The 21,628-nt window shown below is 74.6% G+C and carries 20 protein-coding genes; 6 read left to right on the forward strand and 14 right to left on the reverse strand.

Annotated elements, in window-relative coordinates; all coding sequences use genetic code 11:
- Window positions 1–6: 6 nt before the first annotated feature.
- From GA0070620_RS15620 to GA0070620_RS15640, 5 genes are all read right to left on the reverse strand, one after another.
- Window positions 7–1,089 (reverse strand): glycosyltransferase, encoded by a 1,083-nt coding sequence (locus GA0070620_RS15620; protein ID WP_091591569.1) that lies wholly within the window; start codon window positions 1,087–1,089, stop codon window positions 7–9.
- Window positions 1,086–2,240 (reverse strand): glycosyltransferase, encoded by a 1,155-nt coding sequence (locus GA0070620_RS15625; RefSeq protein ID WP_091591571.1) that lies wholly within the window; start codon window positions 2,238–2,240, stop codon window positions 1,086–1,088. Before GA0070620_RS15625 ends, GA0070620_RS15620 begins: the two co-directional genes overlap by 4 nt.
- Window positions 2,237–3,451, reverse strand: coding sequence for a glycosyltransferase family protein (locus GA0070620_RS15630; RefSeq protein ID WP_091591573.1), 1,215 nt, complete (start codon window positions 3,449–3,451; stop codon window positions 2,237–2,239). The genes GA0070620_RS15625 and GA0070620_RS15630 overlap by 4 nt, the downstream gene beginning before the upstream one ends.
- Window positions 3,452–3,529: 78 nt before the next feature.
- Complete coding sequence (locus GA0070620_RS15635) at window positions 3,530–4,681, reverse strand: glycosyltransferase (RefSeq protein ID WP_091591575.1); 1,152 nt, start codon at window positions 4,679–4,681, stop codon at window positions 3,530–3,532.
- A complete protein-coding gene (locus GA0070620_RS15640) occupies window positions 4,678–5,979 on the reverse strand; it encodes a hypothetical protein (RefSeq protein WP_091591577.1) in 1,302 nt (433 codons plus the stop codon). The genes GA0070620_RS15635 and GA0070620_RS15640 overlap by 4 nt, the downstream gene beginning before the upstream one ends.
- Before the next feature lie 182 nt (window positions 5,980–6,161).
- On the opposite strand from GA0070620_RS15640, the gene GA0070620_RS15645 reads away from it, so the two are divergent.
- The 6 genes from GA0070620_RS15645 (at window position 6,162) to hutH (ending at window position 14,125) form a co-directional block, all read left to right on the forward strand.
- Window positions 6,162–7,013: a MurR/RpiR family transcriptional regulator gene (locus GA0070620_RS15645; RefSeq protein WP_091591579.1), complete on the forward strand. Its 852-nt coding sequence runs from the start codon at window positions 6,162–6,164 to the stop codon at window positions 7,011–7,013.
- Window positions 7,014–7,026: 13 nt separating this feature from the next.
- Window positions 7,027–8,682 carry a urocanate hydratase gene (gene hutU, locus GA0070620_RS15650; protein ID WP_091591581.1) on the forward strand — a complete coding sequence of 552 codons (1,656 nt, stop codon included), beginning with the start codon at window positions 7,027–7,029 and terminating at the stop codon, window positions 8,680–8,682.
- Window positions 8,679–9,875 (forward strand): allantoate amidohydrolase, encoded by a 1,197-nt coding sequence (locus GA0070620_RS15655; protein WP_091591585.1) that lies wholly within the window; start codon window positions 8,679–8,681, stop codon window positions 9,873–9,875. The genes hutU and GA0070620_RS15655 overlap by 4 nt, the downstream gene beginning before the upstream one ends.
- A 94-nt stretch (window positions 9,876–9,969) precedes the next feature.
- Window positions 9,970–11,328 carry a formimidoylglutamate deiminase gene (locus tag GA0070620_RS15660; RefSeq protein ID WP_091591587.1) on the forward strand — a complete coding sequence of 453 codons (1,359 nt, stop codon included), beginning with the start codon at window positions 9,970–9,972 and terminating at the stop codon, window positions 11,326–11,328.
- 74 nt (window positions 11,329–11,402) lie between these two features.
- Complete coding sequence (gene hutI, locus GA0070620_RS15665) at window positions 11,403–12,593, forward strand: imidazolonepropionase (RefSeq protein WP_091598811.1); 1,191 nt, start codon at window positions 11,403–11,405, stop codon at window positions 12,591–12,593.
- Window positions 12,590–14,125 carry a histidine ammonia-lyase gene (gene hutH / locus GA0070620_RS15670; RefSeq protein ID WP_091591590.1) on the forward strand — a complete coding sequence of 512 codons (1,536 nt, stop codon included), beginning with the start codon at window positions 12,590–12,592 and terminating at the stop codon, window positions 14,123–14,125. The genes hutI and hutH overlap by 4 nt, the downstream gene beginning before the upstream one ends.
- Before the next feature lie 65 nt (window positions 14,126–14,190).
- Here hutH and rdgB read toward each other — a convergent pair whose 3' ends face one another.
- The 9 genes from rdgB to GA0070620_RS15715 all read right to left on the reverse strand — a co-directional run bounded on the left by rdgB (window position 14,191) and on the right by GA0070620_RS15715 (window position 21,628).
- The gene (rdgB, locus tag GA0070620_RS15675) at window positions 14,191–14,808 is read right to left on the reverse strand and encodes an RdgB/HAM1 family non-canonical purine NTP pyrophosphatase (protein ID WP_091591592.1); all 618 of its coding nucleotides are present in this window, start codon (window positions 14,806–14,808) and stop codon (window positions 14,191–14,193) included.
- Window positions 14,805–15,530: a ribonuclease PH gene (rph, locus tag GA0070620_RS15680; RefSeq protein ID WP_091591594.1), complete on the reverse strand. Its 726-nt coding sequence runs from the start codon at window positions 15,528–15,530 to the stop codon at window positions 14,805–14,807. The genes rdgB and rph overlap by 4 nt, the downstream gene beginning before the upstream one ends.
- Window positions 15,531–15,653: 123 nt before the next feature.
- Window positions 15,654–16,805 (reverse strand): glycosyltransferase, encoded by a 1,152-nt coding sequence (locus tag GA0070620_RS15685; protein WP_091591596.1) that lies wholly within the window; start codon window positions 16,803–16,805, stop codon window positions 15,654–15,656.
- The gene (locus GA0070620_RS15690; protein ID WP_091591598.1) at window positions 16,802–17,947 is read right to left on the reverse strand and encodes a glycosyltransferase family 4 protein; all 1,146 of its coding nucleotides are present in this window, start codon (window positions 17,945–17,947) and stop codon (window positions 16,802–16,804) included. The genes GA0070620_RS15685 and GA0070620_RS15690 overlap by 4 nt, the downstream gene beginning before the upstream one ends.
- Before the next feature lie 122 nt (window positions 17,948–18,069).
- Complete coding sequence (locus tag GA0070620_RS15695; protein ID WP_091591600.1) at window positions 18,070–18,810, reverse strand: MBL fold metallo-hydrolase; 741 nt, start codon at window positions 18,808–18,810, stop codon at window positions 18,070–18,072.
- 346 nt (window positions 18,811–19,156) lie between these two features.
- The gene (locus GA0070620_RS15700; protein WP_091591603.1) at window positions 19,157–20,122 is read right to left on the reverse strand and encodes a PLP-dependent cysteine synthase family protein; all 966 of its coding nucleotides are present in this window, start codon (window positions 20,120–20,122) and stop codon (window positions 19,157–19,159) included.
- A 10-nt stretch (window positions 20,123–20,132) separates the two neighbouring features.
- Complete coding sequence (locus GA0070620_RS15705) at window positions 20,133–20,525, reverse strand: MoaD family protein (protein WP_091591605.1); 393 nt, start codon at window positions 20,523–20,525, stop codon at window positions 20,133–20,135.
- 65 nt (window positions 20,526–20,590) lie between these two features.
- Window positions 20,591–21,079 carry a Mov34/MPN/PAD-1 family protein gene (locus GA0070620_RS15710; protein ID WP_091591607.1) on the reverse strand — a complete coding sequence of 163 codons (489 nt, stop codon included), beginning with the start codon at window positions 21,077–21,079 and terminating at the stop codon, window positions 20,591–20,593.
- 48 nt (window positions 21,080–21,127) lie between these two features.
- Window positions 21,128–21,628 carry a DUF2017 domain-containing protein gene (locus tag GA0070620_RS15715; RefSeq protein WP_172836591.1) on the reverse strand — a complete coding sequence of 167 codons (501 nt, stop codon included), beginning with the start codon at window positions 21,626–21,628 and terminating at the stop codon, window positions 21,128–21,130.

Genomic DNA, 21,628 nt, shown 5'->3' on the forward strand with positions numbered 1-21,628 from the left:
CTCTCCTCACCGGGTCAGCGTCCGGCCGGCGCCGCGGCCCCGCTGCGTCTCGATGTACTCGTGCAGGTACCGGCGCGCGGCGTCCGCCGTGTCCACGGGCTTCGCGCCGGTCTCGTACGCGGCGACGACGGCGTCCCGGATCGCCTCGACGCTGGTGTCCCGGGCAACGGCGGTCGCCGCCTCACCCAGCCCACCGCACGGGGCCACCGCGGTGGGCACACCGAGCCGGGCTGCCACCGCGACGACGCCGGACTGGCTGGCGATCCGGTACGGCGCGACAACGACGTCGGCGGCCGCGACGAGGGCGGTGAACCCGGCCACGTCGAGGTAGCGGTAGGCGGTGGAGACGGCCGCTCCGGTCTGCGCAACCAGCGCGTCCACCTGCCCGCCGGGGCCGAGGTCCTCGCCGACCACCGCGCCCCGCCAGCCCGGCAGCTCCGCTAGGGCACGGACGAACAGTTCCGGGTTCTTGTCCGCGCGGACCTGACCGGGCAGGAGCGCGAGGGGCCGGCCGTCCGGCGTCAGCTCGGTGTGCCAGCGGGCCACGAGCGCCGGGTCGGGCGGCGGTGTCCACTGCACCAGCGGGACCTGGGCGACGTTCGCCACCCCGCGCTCGGCGAGGGACAGCCGGTCCGCTTCCGAGTAGACCAGGACCCGGTCGGCGTCCCGGAGCGCGCTGCGCAGAGCCCGCCCGCCCCCGGGCGCGTTCGACCGGACGAAGGTGTTGTGGGGACTGGCGATGACGGTGGCGGCACGTTGCCGGGCGACCGCGATGAGCTCCGGGGTCAGCGCGAACATGCCCTGAACGTGCACGACGTCCTGCGGGCCGATCACCCGGCGCAGGTGCGGCAGAGTACGCAGGACGTAGCGGGCCGACGTCCGGGCCTGGCGGACCAACCGGTTGGCGGAGGCGCGGTGCCAGGTGACGCAGCGGCAGAGCCTCACCGCGTCGGGCGCCGCGTCGCAGTCGTCGGCGGTGTGGACGACCGCGTCGACACCGAGCCCGGTCAGACCGGCGGCGACCTCGACGGTGTGGTTGAAGACGCCGCCCCGGCCGCCCGACTCGACGAGGTGGACCCGTCGGATCACGACGTCGCCGTTCGTTCGGCGAGGGCCGCGATGCCGCCGACCAGGTCACGCACGGCCTCCGGCCAGCCGAGGTCGGCGCACCGCCGCCACCCGGCCTGCTCCCGGGCGTGCCGGGCGGCCGGGTCCCGCAACCCATCGACGACGGCCTTCGCGAACGTGTCGAGGTCGTCGGCCACCTGATAGGCGTCGGCACCGCGGAGGGCGGCGGGGAGGCCGTTCGCCGCGAACGTGCTCATGACGACGGAGCGTCCCCGCGACATCGACTCGGTGAGCTTGAGCTGGGAACCCCCGCCGGTGGTGGCGGGGGCGACGGTCAGCGCGGCGCCGGCGTACGCGTCCGCGACGTCGGCGAGTGTGCCAAGAACGCGTAGGCCGGGGACGCCGTCGAACTCCGGGCCGAGCGCCTCGCTGCGCCGGCCGGCCACCACCAACCGGGCGGAGGGCCAGGCGGCCCGGACCAGGGGCCAGATGTCGCGGACCAGCGTGCGCAGCGCCACCACGTTCGGCTCGTAGTCGTAGGAGGCCAACGCGAGGACGTACCCGTTCTCCGGGGACGGGTGGTAGGGCCAGACGTCGACGCCATTGGGGGCGACGACGACGTCCCGGGTCCAGCCGCTCAGAACGTCCGCGTCCGGCGTGGAGAGCGCGACGCAGAGCGCGGCGCGGGCGGCCAGCCGGGGTTCCCAGTAGGCGGCCTTGGTCGCCTCGGCCCGCCGCGCCATCCGCTGCCAGCCCTGCGCGGAGCTGACGAGGGTCTGGAGGCGCCGGCTCTCGATGTTGGCGAACTCGACGACCTGCGGTGCCCGGCTGGTCTCGGGGGGCGCCCACGCCGCCAGGTAGGAGTGGGACCAGTAGACCGCGTCGGGTCGGAACTCGGCGCACACCGCGTCGAGGGCGTCGGCGACCGGCAGCAGGTAGTGCCCGCCGAGGTGAGGCCGGCCCGACGCCCGGGTGCGGACGGCGGAGGGCGCGGCCCAGGCCAGGGGACGGGTCGCGACGGGCGCGTCCGGCTCCCGTGTGCCGTGGTCGGGGAAGGTGACCAGCACCTCGGCGTGGCTGCTCAACGCCTCGGCGACGCGGGCGGTGCGGATGCGACCCCCGTGCTGCGCAGGCCACGGGGGTTCGACGCTGACGACCAGGACGCGCTTCATGACCGGGGCCGATTCAGCTCGACCGACAACAGCTCACGCAGGAGAGCGCCGCGACCCTCCCAGCCGTGCTCCGCCGCGCTGGCCATCCGCGCGCCGTGGATCTCGTCGCCGACGGGCTGGAGCAGCTCCGGCACGCGGGCCGGGAGCTCGGCGGCCGCGGCTGCCGTCACGTGGGGGTTGGTCCCGGCCAACTCGGTGACCGCGGGTAGCCCAGTGCTCAGCACCGCCAGCCCCGAGGACAGGTATTCGAAGCACTTCAGAGGGCTGACGCCGCGGGTGTAGTCGTTGATCGCGTACGGGATGAGGCCGACCGCACAGGTGCCCGCCACCTCGGCGAGCTGGGCGGGCGTGAGGACGCCGAGGTGGCGGGCGCCCAGGTCTTCGAGGCGACGCAGCTCGGCGTCGAAACTGCCCCCACCAGCGGCGAGCGGGCCGGCCAACAGCAGCTCGCCGTGACCGCGCACGGCGGTGGCGACCGACTCCAGCAGCGGCAGGTCGAGCTTGTGGACGGTCAGGTTGCCGGAGAAGAGCACCGCCGGACGGCGTTCGGCCGCCGGGCGGCTCGCCGCGGTGAAGACCGACACGTCGGCGACGTTCGGCAGCAGGTCGACCCGGGGGAAGCCCGCGGCGACCAGGTGCTCGTGAACGGCGCTGCTGGTCGCGATGGCGACGGCGGTGCGCGACGACAGGGACCGCTCGCCCCGGGCCACGGCGACACCGTCGACCCCGGGGAACGTCGCGAGAAGATCGACGCAGTGGTAAACGACCACGTCGGCCGCCTCCTCCAGCCCGTACGTGACCGGGGTGAACGTCCACAGCACACGCGGACGTGGGCTGGCGAGCCAGTCGGCCGTGGCCCGCCGCAGCAGCGCGCGGTTGAGCGGCCGGGTCGGCGTACGGTGCACCGGCAGCACGATCGGCGACACGACGTGCGCCCCGGCCGGGCGGGGCCGCTGCGCGGGGGTCTCCCGGTCACCCATCGCCCGCCGGACGCGTGCGGCCATCCGCACCACGTCGTCGCGCCGCAGCGTGGGCCGTCGCAGCCCCAGCGACTCGACGAACGTCACGGTCGCGCTCCGGGCGAGTTCCCGCGCCACGTAGTGCTGGTTCGTCGCGATCGGCGAGTCCCATTCGGCGGTGCCCAACATGAGTACGTTGGCCACCGGCCCCTCAGCGAGGCGGGCGTGCTCCGGCACCGACGCCGTCACCATGAAGTCATCTCCAGCTCGCAGTGCCCTGAGCCCGGCAAGACTATGCGAGGACCGTCCCGAAGCCTATAGCCGGCCCGGCTACGCCTCCTCGGTCAACCAGGCGGCCATGTTCGCCTGAAACGCCTGCGGCGTGAACCGTCGGGCGTTGGCGAGCGCAGCCGACGCGGGAAGCCTGGACGCGTCGCGGACCGCGTCCACGTAGTCCACCGGGTCGGTCCCGTCGAGCAGGAAACCCGTCTCGCCGGTCACCACGGTCTCCAGCAACCCGCCGCGGGCCCAGCCGACCACCGGCGTGCCGCAGGCCTGCGCCTCCACCGGAATCATTCCGAAGTCCTCCAGCGCCGGGTAGAGCAGCGCGCGGGCGCCCCAGTACAGCTCGCGGAGCCGCTCTCGGGTCGGCCGTACCTCGAACGTGACGGGCACGTCGACGCGGGCGGCGAGCCGACGCAGGTTCTCCTTCTCGGGCCCACTGCCGGCGATGACCAGCGGTACGCCGGCCGCCGCCGCGATGCCGATCATCAGGTCGAAGTTCTTGTACGGGATCCAGCGGCCAACACCCAGCAGGTACCGGCGGTCCTGGTCGCGCACCTCCGGCGGGGCCGCGCCGAAGTAGTCCACCTCGACCGGCGGATTGATGACTCGGGCGTCCCGCCCCCAGTAGCGGCGGATCCGGGCCTGGACCTCCCGCGAGTTCGCCGCGTAGCTGTGCACGTGGCGGCTCAGCCGCCGATCGCCGGCCTGCAGCACGGCGCGCATCGGTGCGAGGACGGCGTTGGCGCCCCGCTGGTCCAGCTCCGGGCTCCAGACGTAGCGGGCGGGTGAGTGCACGTAACTCAGGTGGCGGGTCCGGTCCGGGTCGCCGATCTTCACCGTGTGCGCGAAGGCGTGGCTGGACGACAGGACGACGTCATAGGTCTTGCGGGTCAGCGTCCGCCAGGTGAGCGGCATGACCGGCAGCGCCAGGGCCTTGCTGCGCCGCAACGGGGTTCGCGCCAGCCATGACTCGTGGATGTCCGCCTCGACGGTCGCGTCGTCGTCCTTCCACAAGACGAAGCGGTCCGCGTGCGGCACGACCCCGGCCATGCTGAGGAAGACCTGCTCGGATCCGCCGGTGGCGCCGAACCACTCGTGGATCAACGCGACGGACCGACCGGCGAGGACCGGGGCCGCCGCGGTCCCGGGTACGGGAGCGTCGGTCCTCGTCGGCGCTCCGTCCGTCGGGGCGCTCAAAAGACCACCACGTCGCGGATGTAGCTGGCGAAGCGGCGCAGCTGGTACGCCTCCGGGACCGGCGAGGTCATCCGGATCACCAACTGCCGGTCGATCGCACCGGATTCGCCGCTACGGAAGTAGGCGACGACGACCAGGCCGTGCCGCTGCTGGCCGTCGATCTCAATGATCTGCTCGGCGTAGCTGGCGTACTGTCCACTGCGGATCCACTGCGCACCCCATGCCTCCTCGACACCGCGCATGGCGTTCTGCCACTGGTCGGTGCAGGGCTGGGGGCAGTCCCGCACGATCACCTCGCCACCGACGGCCTGCTGGCCGGTGGCGGCCGCGCCGCACTGGTACTTGACGAACCCTTCGGTGCGACCGACCAGCGTGCACTGCCAGGTGGTGGGGACCTTCACCGGGAAGCCCAGGCCGTCGAGGTCGGTCAGCGTGCGGACGGTGTCCCGCTCGTTGAACCGCGGCCACTGGGTCGGCCAGGCGCCCGCCTTCGGCGGCTCGATGCCGGGCGACTGCGGCGGCGTCGTCGGTATCGGCGGCGGCAGGGCGGCGCTGGCCGTGGGGGCGCCGTCCGGCGTCCCGTCGTCGTTGCCCGAGAGCGCCCAGACCGCCACGCCGCCCCCAACGACCAGCACCAGGACCAGCGCGATGAGGCCCACCCGGAGCCCGGTGCGGCTGCGTTGCGGTTCGGACGGCTTGATCCGACGGGTGGGGGTGGCGAACGGGTCCTGGAACGCGGCGCCGGTCTGGCCGACCGGTGGGCGCGGTGACGGCACGGGTGTCCCGGCGTCCGGCGAGGAGGGTGAGCCCGAAACGGGCTGCGGCGACGGCGACACCGGCTGACCGGAGACTGGGGTCGCCTGCTGCACCGCCCACGGCAGCTGCGGCATCTCCGACACCAACTCGGGCGCACCGGAGACCGGCGGGCTGGAAACCGACGGGCCGGAGACGGGGGTGGCGGAGACCGGGGTGGCGGAGGCGGGTGTGCCGGAGACCGGCGGCGCCGAGATCGGCAGGTCGGGCACCGGCTGGTAGTCGAGGCCGAGGCTCTGGAACAGCCGCTGCGGGGCGTGGCCCTGCTCGGCCGTGTAGGCCACCCAGGGGTGGGCCGCCGAGAAGTCGGAGGCGGCGAAGGTGTGCCCACCGTCGGCCTGGGCCAACGCGTTCACCGCGTTCGCGAAGGCGTCCCGCCACCGCTGGTCGGACGCGGCCACGCCGTCCAACACGGCCACGGTCGCGAACCGGCCCTGCCCATCCACCGCGGCCCAGGCCTTGCCGACCTGACACGCGCCCAACATGTGGGTGTACCTGTATGGGCTCTCGGGCTGCATGCCACTCCTTAGCTCAACCGCCTTGCGGATCCTACAGAGCCCGCGCTACCCGAGCTGCCCGCCGGTCGGCCGAAGACATATCGACGAGTGGGCGCAGGGGCGGGCGGCCGGTCTTGTCCTCTGAAAGTTTTTATGCATAGAGTCACGGCGTGAATGAAGAAGCCGTCGCCGAGCCGGTCGAGCGGGTGCTCGACCTGTTCCACGGCGTGCGGCTCACCCCCACCCAGCGGCGCATCGCGCACTGTCTGGTGCAGCACGGCCCGACCGTGGCCTACCTGTCGGCGGCCGAGGTCGCCGAGCTGGCCGGGGTCAGCCAGCCGTCGGTGACCCGGTTCGCCGTGGCGCTCGGCCACGACGGCTATCCCGCGCTGCGCCGCCGGCTGCGCGAACTGACCGCCGACGGGCCGGACGGCGCAACCGACGCCGGCAACGAGCTCCAGCAGGCCGTACGCACGGAGATCGGCAACCTCGACCGGCTGGCCGGGCAGCTCGCCGACCGGGACCGGATCGCCGAGACCGGGCGGGTGCTCGCCGCCAGCCGCCCGCTGCCGGTGCTCGGCCTGCGCGCCGCCGCGCCGCTGGCCGCCTACTTCGCCTACTTCGCCGCGAAGGTGCACCCGGACGTCCGGGTGCTCGACGACGGCGGCAGCCTGCTCACCGACCGCCTCGAACAGGCCGCCGCGGCCGGGGCCGGCGCCCTGCTGGCCTTCGTGCTCCCCCGCTATCCCCGCGAGACGCTGGACGCGCTGCGCGAGGCCCGGGCCGCCGGGCTCACCGTCGTGGCGATCACCGACTCGCCGGTCAGCCCGGCCACCGAGCACGCCGACGTGCTGCTGCCCGCGGCCGTCGGCACCGACCTGGTCTTCGACCTGCACACCGCTCCGATGGCCCTGGCCATGGTGCTGCTCCAAGCGATCTGCGACGCCGCCCCGGCCGACACCCAACGCCGGCTCGAGGCGTTCGAGGCGTCCGCCGCCCGCCGACAGCTGTTCCTCGGCTGAGAGGAGAACCGAGATGTCCCACCTGGTCCGCGCCGCCCGTGGCGCCGAGCGCACCGCCCGAGGCTGGCCGCAGGAGGCGGCGCTGCGGATGCTGATGAACAATCTGGACCCGGAGGTGGCCGAGCGCCCCGAGGACCTCGTGGTCTACGGCGGCACCGGCAAGGCCGCCCGGGACTGGCCGTCCTACCACGCGCTGGTGCGTACGCTCACCGACCTGCGCGACGACGAGACGATGCTGGTGCAGTCCGGCCGGCCGGTCGGCGTGCTGCGCACCCACGAGTGGGCGCCCCGGGTGCTGCTGGCCAACTCGAACCTGGTCGGCGACTGGGCCACCTGGCCGGAGTTCCGGCGCCTCGAACAGCTCGGCCTGACCATGTACGGGCAGATGACCGCCGGGTCCTGGATCTACATCGGCACCCAGGGCATCCTCCAGGGCACCTACGAGACGTTCGCGGCGGTGGCGGCGAAGCGGTTCGGTGGCACGCTCGCCGGCACGCTGACGCTGACCGCCGGCTGCGGTGGCATGGGCGGGGCCCAGCCCCTCGCGGTCACCATGAACGGCGGCGCCTGCCTGATCGTGGACGTGGACCGCACCCGCCTGGAGCGCCGGGTCCGCGACCGCTACCTGGACGAGGTCGCCGACTCGCTGGACGAGGCCGTCGAGCGGGTGCTCGCGGCGAAGCGGGACCGGCGGGCCCTGTCGGTCGGCGTGGTCGGCAACGCGGCGGTCGTCTTCCCCGAACTGCTGGTGCGCGGCGTCGAGATCGACATCGTCACCGACCAGACCAGCGCGCACGACCCGCTGTCGTACCTGCCGGTCGGGGTGGAGCTGGACGAGGCCCGGGACTACGCGGCGGCCAAGCCTGCCGAGTTCACCGACCGTGCCCGCGCGTCGATGGCCCGGCACGTGGCCGCGATGGTCGGCTTCCTCGACGCGGGCGCCGAGGTCTTCGACTACGGCAACTCGATCCGCGGCGAGGCGAAGCTGGCCGGCTACGAGCGCGCCTTCGACTTCCCCGGCTTCGTGCCCGCGTACATCCGGCCGCTGTTCTGCGAGGGCAAGGGCCCGTTCCGGTGGGCGGCGCTCTCCGGCGACCCGGCCGACATCGCCGCCACCGACCGGGCGATCCTCGACCTGTTCCCGGAGAACGAGTCGCTCGCCCGATGGATCCGGATGGCCGGCGAGCGGGTCGCGTTCCAGGGTCTGCCGGCCCGGATCTGCTGGCTCGGCTACGGCGAGCGGGACAGGGCGGGCGTGCGGTTCAACGAGATGGTCGCCTCCGGTGAGCTGTCCGCGCCGCTCGTGATCGGCCGCGACCACCTGGACACCGGCAGCGTGGCCAGCCCATACCGGGAGACCGAGGGGATGGCCGACGGCTCCGACGCCATCGCCGACTGGCCGCTGCTCAACGCGCTGGTCAACACGGCCAGCGGCGCGTCCTGGGTGTCTATCCACCACGGTGGCGGGGTGGGCATGGGCCGGTCCCTGCACGCCGGTCAGGTCTGCGTCGCCGACGGCAGCGCCCTCGCCGGCCAGAAGATCGAGCGGGTGCTCACCAACGACCCGGCGATGGGGGTCATCCGGCACGTCGACGCCGGCTACGACAGCGCCCGCGAGGTCGCCGAGCGCACCGGCGTCCGCGTCCCGATGGCGGAGGGCCCGGCGTGACCGACCTCGCCGCGCGGTTCCGGGCGCTCTGGGACGAGATCGCCCCGGTCGGGCGGGACGCCGGCAGCGGCGGCTACCTGCGCTACGCGCTGACCGAGCCGGAGCTGCGGCTGCGGGACTGGTACCGGGAGCAGGCGCGGCGGCGCGGGCTGCCGGTGACCGAGGACGGCAACGGCAACCTCTTCGCCTGGTGGGGCGACCCGGACGCGGGCGACGCGGTGCTGACCGGCAGCCACTTCGACTCGGTGCCGCACGGCGGGGCGTACGACGGGCCGCTCGGCATCGTCAGCGCGTTCCTCGCGGTCGACGAGCTGCGGGCCGCGGGCGTCGCGCCCGTCCGGCCGGTCGCGATCGGCGCGTTCGTGGAGGAGGAGGGAGCCCGGTTCGGCGTACCGTGCCTCGGGTCGCGGCTGCTGACCGGCGCGCTGGCGCCGGAGCGGGCGGCGGCACTGCGGGACACCGACGGGATCGACTTCGCGACGGCACTGGGCCACCCGCCGGCCGGTGCCCGCCCGGAGCTGCTCGACCGGTTCCGGTGCTTCGTGGAGCTGCACGTCGAGCAGGGTCGCGCGCTGGCCGACACCGCCGCGCCGGTCGCCGTCGCCAGTGCCATCTGGCCGCACGGCCGGTGGCGCTTCGACGTGACCGGCGAGGGCAACCACGCGGGCACCACCCGCATGGCCGACCGCCGCGACCCGATGCTGACGTACGCGTTCACCGTGCTGGCGGCGAACAAGGAGGCGCGGCTGCGCGGCGCGCACGCCACCGTGGGTCGGGTGTCGGTGGAGCCGAACGCGACCAACGCGATCCCGTCGCGGGTGACCGGCTGGCTCGACGCCCGCGCCGCCGAGCCGGAGACGCTCGCCGGTCTGGTCTCCGCGGTACGCGACAAGGCGACCGAGCGGGCCCGCCGCGACGGCACCAGCCTGACGGTCACCGAGGAGTCGGCCACCCCGCTGGTCGCCTTCGACGGCGGACTGGCCGACCGGCTCGCCGCGCTGCTCACGGCGCCGGTGCTGCCGACCGGCGCCGGCCACGACGCCGGGGTGCTCGCCGCGTACCTGCCGACCGCGATGCTCTTCGTCCGCAACCCGACCGGCGTCTCGCACTCGCCGGCCGAGTCGGCGACCGACGAGGACTGCGCCGCCGGGGTGGCCGCCCTCGCCCGGGTGATCGAGGAGTTGGCGTGCTGACCGCCGCACCGGTCGGCGTGCCGGGCCGGGCGTCCCGGGGCCACGATGATCGGGTGATGACGCAGACGACTCAGCTCGACAGGGAGCCGACGGCATGACCGCGACCCGCTGGCTCGCCGAGTACGCGTGGCTGCCCGACCAGGACGAGCCCACCGCCGACGTGCTGATCGAGGCGGAGGACGGCCGGTTCACCACGGTGACCCCGCTGGCCGGCGGCGACGCGCCCACCGCCGGGGTCGAGGTGCTCACCGACGCGGTGCGGCTGCCCGGGCTGACCCTGCCGGGGCTCGCGAACGCGCACTCGCACGCCTTTCACCGGGCGTTGCGCGGGCGCACCCACGGCGGCCGGGGCGACTTCTGGACCTGGCGCGAGCAGATGTACGCCGTCGCCGGTCGCCTCGACCCGGACGCGTACCTGACGCTGGCCCGGGCGGTCTACGCCGAGATGGCGCTGGCCGGCGTCACCTGCGTGGGCGAGTTCCACTACCTGCACCACGGGCCGGGCGGGAAGCCGTACGACGACCCGAACGCGATGAGTGCCGCCCTGGTGGAGGCCGCCGCCCAGGCCGGCGTCCGGATCACCCTGCTCGACACCGCCTACCTGACCGCGTCCGTGGACGGCCGGCCACTGGAGGGGACGCAGCTGCGCTTCGGCGACGGGGACGCGGCGCGGTGGGGCGAGCGGGCCGCCGCGTTCACCCCGACCGCCGGGCACGCCCGGGTCGGCGCGGCGGTGCACTCCGTGCGGGCCGTGCCGGCCGAGCAGATCAGCACGGTCGCGCGGTGGGCCCGGGAGCGGGACGCGCCGCTGCACGTCCACCTCTCCGAGCAGCCCGCCGAGAACGACGCCTGCCGGGCGGCGCACGGCTGCACCCCCACCCGGCTGCTCGCCGACCGGGAGGCGCTGGGCGCCACCACCACCGCCGTCCACGCCACCCACCCGACCAGCGGTGACCTGACCCTGCTCGGCGACAGCCGCACCGTGGTCTGCCTCTGCCCCACCACCGAGCGGGACCTGGCGGACGGGATCGGCCCGGCGCGCCGGATGGCCGACGCCGGCATCCCGCTGAGCCTGGGCAGCGACAGCCACGCCGTGGTCGACCTCTTCGAGGAGGCCCGGGCGGTGGAGTTGGACGAGCGGCTGCGGACCCGCCGCCGCGGCCACTTCACCGGGGCGGAGCTGCTGAAGGCGGCGTCCGTCGCCGGCCACACCGCACTGGGCTGGACCGACGCCGGCCGGCTCGCCGTGGGCGCCCGCGCCGACCTGGTCACCGTGCGGCTCGACAGCGCCCGCACGGCCGGCGTACCCCCGGTCGGGGTGTTCTTCGCCGCCGGCGCCGCCGACGTCACGACCGTCGTGGTGGACGGCCGGACGGTCGTGGCCGACGGCCGGCACCGCGCCGTGGACGTGCCCGCCGAGCTGGCCGCGGCCGTCGCGGAGGTGGCGTCGTGACCACCGACCTCTTCCCCACCGCCGCGGCGCGGCCCGACGGCCCGACCCGGCGCCTCCCCCCGGCCACGGGCAGTCTGCTGGTGACCAACATCGGCGAGCTGGTCACCAACGTGGCCGGCACCGGGGAGGGCGGGCCGCTGGGCCTGCGCCGCAACGCCGCCGTGCTGGTCGAGGACGGGCAGGTGGCCTGGGTCGGGCCGGCCCGGGACGCGCCGGCCGCCGACCGGCGGATCGACGCCGACGGCGCCGCCGTCCTGCCCGGATTCGTGGACAGCCACGCCCACCTGGTCTTCGCCGGTGATCGGGCCGCCGAGTTCGCCGCCCGGATGGCCGGTCAGCCATACACCGGCGGGGGCATCCGCACCACCGTCGGCGCCACCCGCGCCGCGCCCGACGACGAGCTGCGGGCCACCGTCGCCCGGCTGCGGGGCGAGGCGCTGCGGCAGGGCACCACCACCATCGAGATCAAGAGTGGGTACGGCCTCACCGTCGCCGACGAGGCCCGCTCGCTGCGGATCGCCGCCGAGTTCACCGAGGACACCACGTTCCTCGGGGCCCACGTCGTCCCCGCCGAGTACGCCGACCGCCCCGACGACTACGTGGGCATGGTGTGCGGCCCGATGCTGGCCGCCGCCGCCCCGTACGCCCGCTGGATCGACGTGTTCTGCGAGCGGGGCGCCTTCGACGTCGACCACGCCCGGGCCATCCTCGCCTGCGGGCAGGCCGTCGGGCTGGGCGTACGCGTCCACGCCAACCAGCTCGGCCCCGGGCCGGGCGTGCAGCTCGGTGTCGAGCTGGGCGCGGCCAGCGTCGACCACTGCACCCACCTGTCCGACGCCGACGTCGACGCGCTGGCGTCGACCACGACGGACTGGGTGTCGGGCCCGGAGACGACCACCGTCGCCACCCTGCTGCCCGGCGCCGAGTTCTCCACCCGCTCGCCCTACCCGGACGCGCGCCGGCTGCTCGACGCCGGTGTCACGGTCGCGCTGGCCACCGACTGCAACCCCGGCTCGTCGTACACCTCGTCGATGCCGTTCTGCGTCGCCCTCGCCGTACGCGAGATGCGGATGACCCCGGCGGAGGCGGTCTGGGCCGCGACCGCCGGGGGCGCCCGGGCGCTGCGCCGCGACGACGTGGGCGTCCTGCGTCCCGGCGCCCGGGCCGACCTGATCGTCCTCGACGCGCCGTCCCACCTGCACCTGGCCTACCGGCCCGGTGTTCCACTGATCCGCCAGGTCCTGCACAACGGAGTCATGCCATGAGCGTCACCATCCAGCCCAGCGGGATCTCCCCCGCCGACGTGCTCGCCGTCGCCCGCGGCACCGCCAAGGTGGTGCTCGACCCGTCGACGGTGGACGCCATGGCGGCCAGCCGGGCGATCGTGGACGGCATCGAGGCCGCCGGCCGTCCCGTCTACGGCGTCTCCACCGGCTTCGGGGCGCTGGCCAACACGTTCGTCGCGCCGGAGCGCCGCGCCGAGTTGCAGCACGCGCTGATCCGCTCGCACGCCGCCGGGGTGGGCGCGCCGATGCCGCGCGAGGTCGTCCGGGCGATGATGCTGCTGCGGGTCCGGTCGCTGGCGCTGGGTCGCTCCGGCGTCCGCCCGCTGGTCGCGGAGGCCCTGGTCGACCTGCTCAACCACGACATCACCCCGTGGGTGCCGGAGCACGGCTCGCTCGGCGCGTCCGGTGACCTGGCGCCGCTGGCGCACTGCGCGCTGGTGCTGCTCGGCGAGGGCTGGGTGCTCGGCCCGGCCGGAGAACGGGTCGACGCTGCCGACGCGCTGCGTCAGGCCGGGCTGGCGCCGATCGAGCTGGCCGCCAAGGAGGGGCTGGCGCTGATCAACGGCACCGACGGCATGCTCGGGATGCTGTTGCTCGCCCTGCACGACGCGGCCCACCTGTTCGCCATGGCGGACGTGACGGCGGCGCTCGCCATCGAGGCGATGCTCGGCTCGGAGCGGCCGTTCCTGCCCGAGCTGCACGCCATCCGGCCGCACCCCGGGCAGGCCGTCTCGGCGGCGAACATCCACCGCCTGCTCCAGGACTCGCGGGTGATGGACTCGCACCGCGACGACCTGGCGCACGCCGTGCAGGACGCGTACTCGATGCGCTGCGCGCCGCAGGTGGCCGGCGCGGCCCGGGACACGCTGGAGTTCGCCCGGACGGTGGCGTCCCGGGAGCTGATCTCGGTGGTGGACAACCCGGTGGTGCTGCCGGACGGCCGGGTCGAGTCGACCGGCAACTTCCACGGCGCGCCGCTCGGCTTCGCCGCCGACTTCCTCGCGATCGCCGCCGCCGAGGTGGGGGCGATCGCCGAACGGCGCGTCGACCGGCTGCTGGACGTCACCCGGTCCCGCGACCTGCCCGCATTCCTCTCCCCCGACGCCGGGGTCAACTCCGGACTGATGATCGCCCAGTACACCGCGGCCGGGATCGTCGCCGAGAACCGCCGGCTCGCCGCGCCCGCCTCCGTGGACTCGCTGCCCACCAGCGGCATGCAGGAGGACCACGTGTCGATGGGCTGGGCGGCGACGAAGAAGCTGCGGACCGTGCTGGACAACCTGACCAGCGTGCTCGCGGTGGAGCTGCTGGCGGCGGTGCGCGGCCTCCAGCTGCGCGCCCCGCTGACCCCGTCGCCGGCCGGTCGCGCCGCGGTCGCCGCGCTCGGCGGGATCGCCGGCGAACCGGGTCCGGACGTCTACCTCGCCCCCCTCATGGACGCCGCCCGGGAGGTCGTCCGCGGCCCGGAGCTGCGCGCCGCGATCGAGCGGGAGATCGGCGCGCTCGGCTGAACCGCCCATGCCCGCAGCAGCGGCCGTCCGACGGGGAGGGCCGCTGCGTCGCGTCGACGGGTGGGTCAGGCGGCGGGCGGAAGGACCTTCGCGATCAGCTTGGCCAGCTCGCGCAGCGCCTTGCCGCGGTGGCTGACCGCGTCCTTCTCCTCCGGCGTCAGCTCGGCGTTGGTCCGGGTCTGCCCGTCACCCAGGAAGATCGGGTCGTAGCCGAAGCCACCGTCACCGCGCGGGGCGCGCAGCAGCCGGCCCGGCTGCCGCCCGTCGACCAGGTGCTCCTTGCCGCCGGGCAGCACCAGCGCCACCGTGCAGACGAACGAGGCGCCCCGGTTCTCGTCCGGCAGGTCGGCGATCTGGTCCAGCACCAGCTGCAGGTTGGCCTGGTCGTCGCCGTGCGAACCGGCCCACCGGGCGCTGAACACGCCGGGCATCCCGTTCAACGCGTCGACGGCCAGCCCCGAGTCGTCGGCGACCGTGGGAAGACCGGTGCGACGAAACCCCTCCCGGGCCTTGATCAGCGCGTTCTCGCCGAAGGTGAGGCCGCTCTCCGGCAGCTCCGGATACTCCTCGACGTCGTCCAGGCCGAGCAGGGCGACCCGGTGCGCGCCGAGCGCGACGTCCAGGATCCGCTGGAGCTCCACCAGCTTCTTGCGGTTGCGGGTGGCGAGCAGCACCTTGTTCATGAGAGAGCCTTCCGCTGGGCTTCGGCCAGTTCCGCACAGCCCAGCACGCCCAGGTCGAGCAGGGCGTCGAGCTGTTCACGGGCGAACACGCCCGCCTCACCGGTGCCCTGCACCTCGACGAACTCGCCGGTGCCGGTGCACACCACGTTCATGTCGACCTCGGCGGCCACGTCCTCCTCGTAGCAGAGGTCCAGGCGCGGCTCGCCCGCGATGACCCCGACGCTGACCGCCGCCACCGACCGGTGCATCACGGCCTCCGGCTTGCCGGCCAGCGCCTTGCGCTGCCCCAGCCACGTCACCGCGTCGTGGAGCGCCACGTACGCGCCGGTGATCGCCGCGGTGCGGGTGCCGCCGTCGGCCTGGAGCACGTCGCAGTCGAGCACGATCGAGTTCTCGCCGAGCGCCTTCAGGTCGATGCAGGCGCGCAGGCTGCGCCCGATCAGCCGGGAGATCTCGTGGGTACGCCCACCGACCCGGCCCTTCACGCTCTCCCGATCGGAGCGGGTGTTGGTGGCCCGGGGCAGCATCGCGTACTCGGCCGTCACCCAGCCGAGGCCGGAGCCCTTGCGCCAGCGGGGCACACCCTCGGTCACGCTGGCCGTGCAGAGCACCCGGGTCGCGCCGAACTCGACGAGCACCGAGCCCTCCGGATGGGTGCTCCAGCCCCGCGTCAGGGTCACCGGCCGGAGTTGGTCGGGCTGTCGCCCGTCGGGTCGCGCCATGCCTGCACCCTATGCGGTCGGGTGATCCACCCGCGCGCTGGTGTCCCACCCGCCGGCCTCGGCGTCGGGTGAGCCCGGCGTCGGTCCGGGCTCCCCTCGGATCGGAGCCGGCCCGACCCGGGCTCAGGCCGGGGCCGTCGGGCGCACCGGCTCCGCGTCGTGGACGCGGAGGAACCCGGCCACCGCCGCCGGCCAGCCGAACTCCTCGGCGCGGGCCCGCGCGGCCCGCCGCCGCTCCGCCTCGGGGCGGGCAACCAGTCGGGTCACCGCCTCGGCGAGGGACTCCCCGGAGCCGTACGCGGCGAGCCCCGCCCGGCCGACCACCTCGGGCAGCGCGCTGGCCGCGTTGACCACCACCGGCGTGCCGCTGGCCAGCGCCTCCAGCCCGGCCAGCCCGAACGTCTCCACCGGGCCCGGTGCGAGCACCACGTCGGCGCTGGCCAGCAGGGCGGCGACGGCGCTCCGGTCGGGCAGGAAGCCGGTGAAGGTGACCGGCAGCCCGGCGGCCCGACGGGCCAGCACCGGTCGCATGGGCCCGTCCCCGGCCATCACCAGGACGGCGGGGACACCCGCCCGGCGGAGCGCGGCCAGCGCGTCGACGGCCAGCTCCGGCCGCTTCTCGTGCGACAACCGGGCACAGTGCACCAGCAGCAGCTCGTCGGGTTCGGCGTAGCGGGCCCGCAGCGCCGGGTCGGCGCGGTCCGGCGCGAAGGTGTCCAGGTCGACGCCGAGCGGCGCCAGGTCCACGGTGCCCGCGCCGATCCGCGCGAACTCCTCGGCCGCCCACCGGGTCGTGCAGACGATCCGGTCGTACGCCAGCGCGCTGCGCCGGTTCAGCCGGTCGGCGAGCGGCCGGCGCAGCGCGCCCGGCACCCCCCACTGGCCGAGCAGCCCGGTCAGCGACTCGTGCGAGACCATCACCGCCGGTACGCCGTGGGCGCGGGCCCACGCGCCGGTCCAGCGCAGCGTGAACCGGTCGGAGACCTCCAGCCGGTCCGGGGCCAGCTCGGCCAGCAGGCGGGCCACCCGCCGCCGCCCCACCAGCATCCGGTAACCCCCGCTGAACGGCAGTCGCGGCCCGGCCAGCGTCACGACCCGGCCCCACGGGTGCCGCTCGTCGCCGTCGCGCCGGCCCGGGACGACCAGCACCGGCTCGTGCCCGGCCGCGGCGTAGCCCTCGCCGAGGTGGCGCAGCGCGGTGCGCAGCCCACCCGACCGGGCGGTCACGAAGTTGGCCAGCCGCACGATCCGCAGCCCGCCACCGGACGTGGTCATGAGGCGGCCGGCAGGCCGACGACGGTGACGCCGGCGCGCACCGCCTCGTAGTGCCCGATCAGCTCGTCACCGACCGCGGCCCAGCTCCGCCGCTGCACCGCGGCCCGGGCCGCCCGCCCGTACGCGACGCGCCGCGACTCGTCCGCCGCCAGCTCGGCCACCGCGGCGGCGAGCGCCTCCGCGTCCTCCGGCGGCACGAGCAGCCCGTTCACGCCGGAGTCCACCAGGTCCAGGGGGCCGCCCGCGGCGGGCGCCACGACCGGCACGCCGCTGGCCAGCGCCTCCTGCACGGTCTGGCCGAAGGTCTCGTGCGGGCCGGTGTGCACGAAGACGTCCAGGCTGGCGTAGAGCCGGGCCAGGTCCTCACCGTGCTGCACCCCCAGGAAGGTGACCTGGGGCAGGGCCCGCGCCAGCTGCCGGCGGGCCGGGCCGTCACCGGCCACCACCACCCGCACGCCGGGCAGCCGGGACGCCGCGGCCAGCAGGTCGACCCGCTTCTCCGGCGCCAGCCGGCCGACGTAGCCGACCAGCAGCTCGCCGTTCGGGGCGAGGCGGGCCCGCAGCGACGCGGACCGCTTCGCCGGCTGGAACCGGTCCGCGTCCACGCCCCGACCCCACAGCCAGATCCGCTGCACCCCGTTGGCGATCAGGTCCGCGGCGGCTCGGGTGGACGGCGCGAGCGTCCGCCCCGCCGAGTTGTGGATCTCACGAAGTCGCCGCCAGGCGGCCGCCTCACCCCAACCGACCCGGTACGCGCGGGCGTACGACGCCACGTCGGTCTGGTAGACCGCCACGGTGGGCAGGCCGTGCCGCGCGGCGAGGGTGGCGGCGCGGCCGCCGAGGATGAACGGACTGGCCAGGTGCACCACGTCCGGTGCGCGGCCCAGCAACTCGCCGGCCAGCCGGTTGGTGGTCGGCACCCCCAGCCGGAAGCCCTGGTAGCGGGGCAGCGGCACGCTGGGGATCCGCACCACCGGATAGGGGAACGCGTCGGTGGCCTGCCCGGCCGCACCGGGCGGCGACGGCGCGATGACCACCGGCTGGTGACCACGGGCGACCAGGTGTTCGGCCGTCCGGACGACGGAGTGCGCGACGCCGTTCACGTCCGGCGGGAACGACTCGGTCACGATGGCGATCCGCATGCCCACACCGTGCGGGTGTCACGGGTGCATCAGACGACCGGCCGCTGACCGGTCGGCGAACACTGCGGCAAGACCGGGCGCGCTCCGCGCGTCACCTCGCCGGTCCGGCGACCGGTGGGGCGTCAGACCTCGTAGCTCGCGCCGGGCCGGACCACCTCGATCGGGCCGGCGTACGAGGCGGCCGCCGACTCGACGGTGTGCGCCTCGCTGCCCCAGGCGGGCACGAGGTGGGTGAGCAGCAGCCGGCCCACTCCCGCCTTCGTCGCCGCCTCGCCCGCCTCCCGGCCGGTGAGGTGCAGGTCCGGCGGGTTCTCCACACCGTCGAGGTAGCTCGCCTCGCACAGGAACACGTCGGCGTCCTGCGCCAGGCGTAGCAGCGCGTCGCAGGGCGCGGTGTCGGAGGAGTAGCAGAGGGCCCGGCCCTCGTGCTCCAGCCGCACACCGTACGTCTCGATGGGGTGGTTGACCCGGTCGACGGTGACCGTGAACGGGCCGATGGGGAAGGTGCCGGGCTGCAGGCCGTAGAACTGGTAGACGTCGTCCAACGCGCCGTCGCCGTAGGCCGCCGACAAGCGGTCCGGCGCGCCCGACGGGGCGTAGACCGGCAGGACCGGGTAGGGGCCGTCCGGGGCGTAGCGGCGGACCACCACGTACGACACGGCGTCCAGGATGTGGTCGCAGTGCAGGTGGCTGAGGAGGATCGCGTCGGGGGCGTGCAGGCCCGCGTAGCGCTGGAGGCTGGACAGCGAGCCAGGCCCGAAGTCGACCAGCAGCCGGAAGCCGTCGGCCTCCACGAGATAGGCCGAGCAGGGGGACTCCGGGCCGGGGAAACTGCCCGCGCAGCCGAGGACGGTCAGTCGCATCGGGTCGTCTCGCCGTCACGATCCGTAGTCGCTCCGCCGGTGATCGCTCGGCACATGATCTCTACCGACGCGTACGTCACGCTCGGCAGCCTACGCTGACGCACGGGACGGCAAGAATCATCCGCTGGAAGTTGTCACCAACGTGACACCCCCGTCGGCCGGGCGGCCGAGGCCCGTGGGGCCGGTCGGCCAGTCGCCCGTCGTCACTCCCCGTGGCGCACCATCCGGCACCCGACCCGCGCGGGGCGCACGGGGGCGGGGCGACCACGACCGGCGCGAACGGACCGGGCCGGGACCCGACACGCGTCGGTGGCCCCGGCCCGGTCCGGCCGCACGATGCCCGGGCTCACGCCCAGAGCTGCCCGTCCAGTGCCTCCTCGGCGTCGGCCAGCGTTCCGCCGTACGCCCCGGTGGAGAGGTACTTCCAGCCGCCGTCGGCGACGACGAACGCCACGTCGGCCCGGCGACCGTCCCGCACCGCCTCGTGCGCCACCGCCAGCGCGGCGTGCAGGATGGCGCCGGTGGAGAAACCCGCGAAGATCCCCTCCACCTCGACCAGTTGTCGCGTACGCAGGACGGCGTCGCGGGTGCCCACCGAGAACCGCCGGGACAGCACCGCCGCGTCGTACAGCTCCGGCACGTAGCCCTCGTCGATGTTGCGCAGCCCGTAGACCAGCTCGCCGTAGCGCGGCTCCGCGGCGACGACCTGGATGCCGTCGACCTTCTCCCGCAGGTAGCGACCCGTGCCCATCAGCGTGCCCGTGGTGCCCAGGCCGGCCACGAAGTGCGTGATCGTGGGCAGGTCGTGCAGCAGCTCCGGCCCGGTCGTCTCGTAGTGCGCCCGGGCGTTGGCCTCGTTGCCGTACTGGTAGAGCATCACCCAGTCGGGGTGCTCCGCGGCGATCTGCTTGGCGGTGGCGACCGCCTGGTTCGACCCGCCGGCGGCCGGCGAGAAGATGATCTCCGCGCCGTACATCCGGAGGAGCTGGACCCGCTCGGTCGACACGTTCTCCGGCATCACGCAGACCAGCCGGTAGCCCCGCAGCTTCGCCACCATCGCCAGCGAGATGCCGGTGTTGCCGCTGGTCGGTTCGAGGATGGTGTCGCCGGCGCGGAGCCGGCCCGCCTCCTCCGCCGCCCGAACCATGAACAGGGCCGCCCGGTCCTTGATGCTGCCGGTCGGGTTCCGGTCCTCCAGCTTCGCCCACAGCCGCACCGGCGGCGCCCCGTCGGGCACCGTCGGCGAGAGCCGCGGCAGACCCACCAGGGGCGTGCCGCCGCAGGCGTCCAGCAGGCTGTCGTACCGCGCCACGGCGGCCGCCTCAGCGAACGGTGACGGGCGCGGCGCGGTGACCGATCGCGACCGCCGCCGCGCCGTGCTGGCCCGGCGCCGTCCCGGCGCCCTGCTGGCCCAGCGCGGCTGCCGCCGCGAAGCCGAACGCGCCGCCGGCGACTGCCGGGAGGATGGTGACGCTGTCGCCGTCGCTGAGCTTGGCGTCCAGCGCGCCGAGGAACCGGACGTCCTCGTCGTTGACGTAGACGTTGACGAAGCGGTGCAGCGTGCCCGCGTCGGTCACCAGCCGGCCCCGCAGGCCGCCGTGCCGGGAGTCCAGGTCGGTGAGCAGGTCGCCCAGGGTGTCGCCACTGCCTTCGACGACCTTCGCGCCGCCCGTGTAGCTGCGCAGGATGGTGGGGATGCGAACCTCGATGGCCATGATGTCGTGCTCCTTGTCGGGTGTGCCTCGATGACGGGTCGTGGACGGGTGTTGACGGCGTGGGGTCAGCGGCCGGAACACTCGTAGTCGACGGTCGTCGGGCTCTGCCCGAACATGTAGGACTGGACGGCGTCCGGGTCCACCGCCGCCTCCACGATCCGCACCGGCTCCTCGGTCACCACACCGTCCACGATCCGGAAGGACCGGATCTCCTCGGTGTCGGGCTCCCGAGTGGAGACGAGCAGATAGTGCGCGCCCGGCTCACCGGCGAAGGAGATGTCGGTGCGCGACGGGTAGGCCTCGGTGGCGGTGTGCGAATGGTAGATGACGACGGGCTCCTCGTCCCGGTCGTCCATCTCGCGCCACACCCGCAGCTGCTCCATCGAGTCGAACTCGTAGAACGTCATGGAGCGGGCGGCGTTGTCCATCGGGATGTGCCGGGTCGGGGTGTCGCTGCCGACCGGGCCGGCCACCACGCCGCACGCCTCGTCCGGGTGGTCCCGGCGCGCGTGGGCGACGATCGCGTCAACGATCGACCGGTCGATGCTCAGCACGCGTCCCAGCCTAACGCCTGCCCCACGCCCACGGCGAAGTGGTCGCGGTCACGCCTCGTCGATCAGCGCGTTGAGCAGGGACTCCTGGAGATAGCCGAGATACGCGTAGACCGACAGTTGGAACACCCGGCTGGAGGTCGGGTCCTCCGCGACCGCGTCGTCCAGCTCCTCACCGAGGTCGGTGCCGTCCTTGATCTCCAGCCGGACGCCCATCGCCAGGCGGGCGTCGTTCAACGCGCGCAGCCACGCCTCGGCGGCCTCCGCGTCCAGCCGCACCTCGCCGCCGGACTCGTCGGGCAGTGCGGCGAGGATCGCCCCGGCCTGGTCGATCTTGGCGGTCTTGAGGTCACCCTCGGTGTAGCGGCGGAACTCGGCGGTGCTCGCCGAGTCGTCCGGGTAGGCGTCGGGGAAGAGGCGGCCGACCACCGGGTCGCTGTGGTCGAAGCCGTCGGTCAGCAGACCGACCACCTCACCGGCGACCTTGCGCAGCACCCGCGCCTCGTCGACGGCGAAGGTGGCGATGTAACGGCCGGCCTGGCGGCGGAACAT

It is taken from the genome of Micromonospora krabiensis (genome assembly GCF_900091425.1).
GTDB classification, from domain to species: Bacteria; Actinomycetota; Actinomycetes; order Mycobacteriales; family Micromonosporaceae; genus Micromonospora; species Micromonospora krabiensis.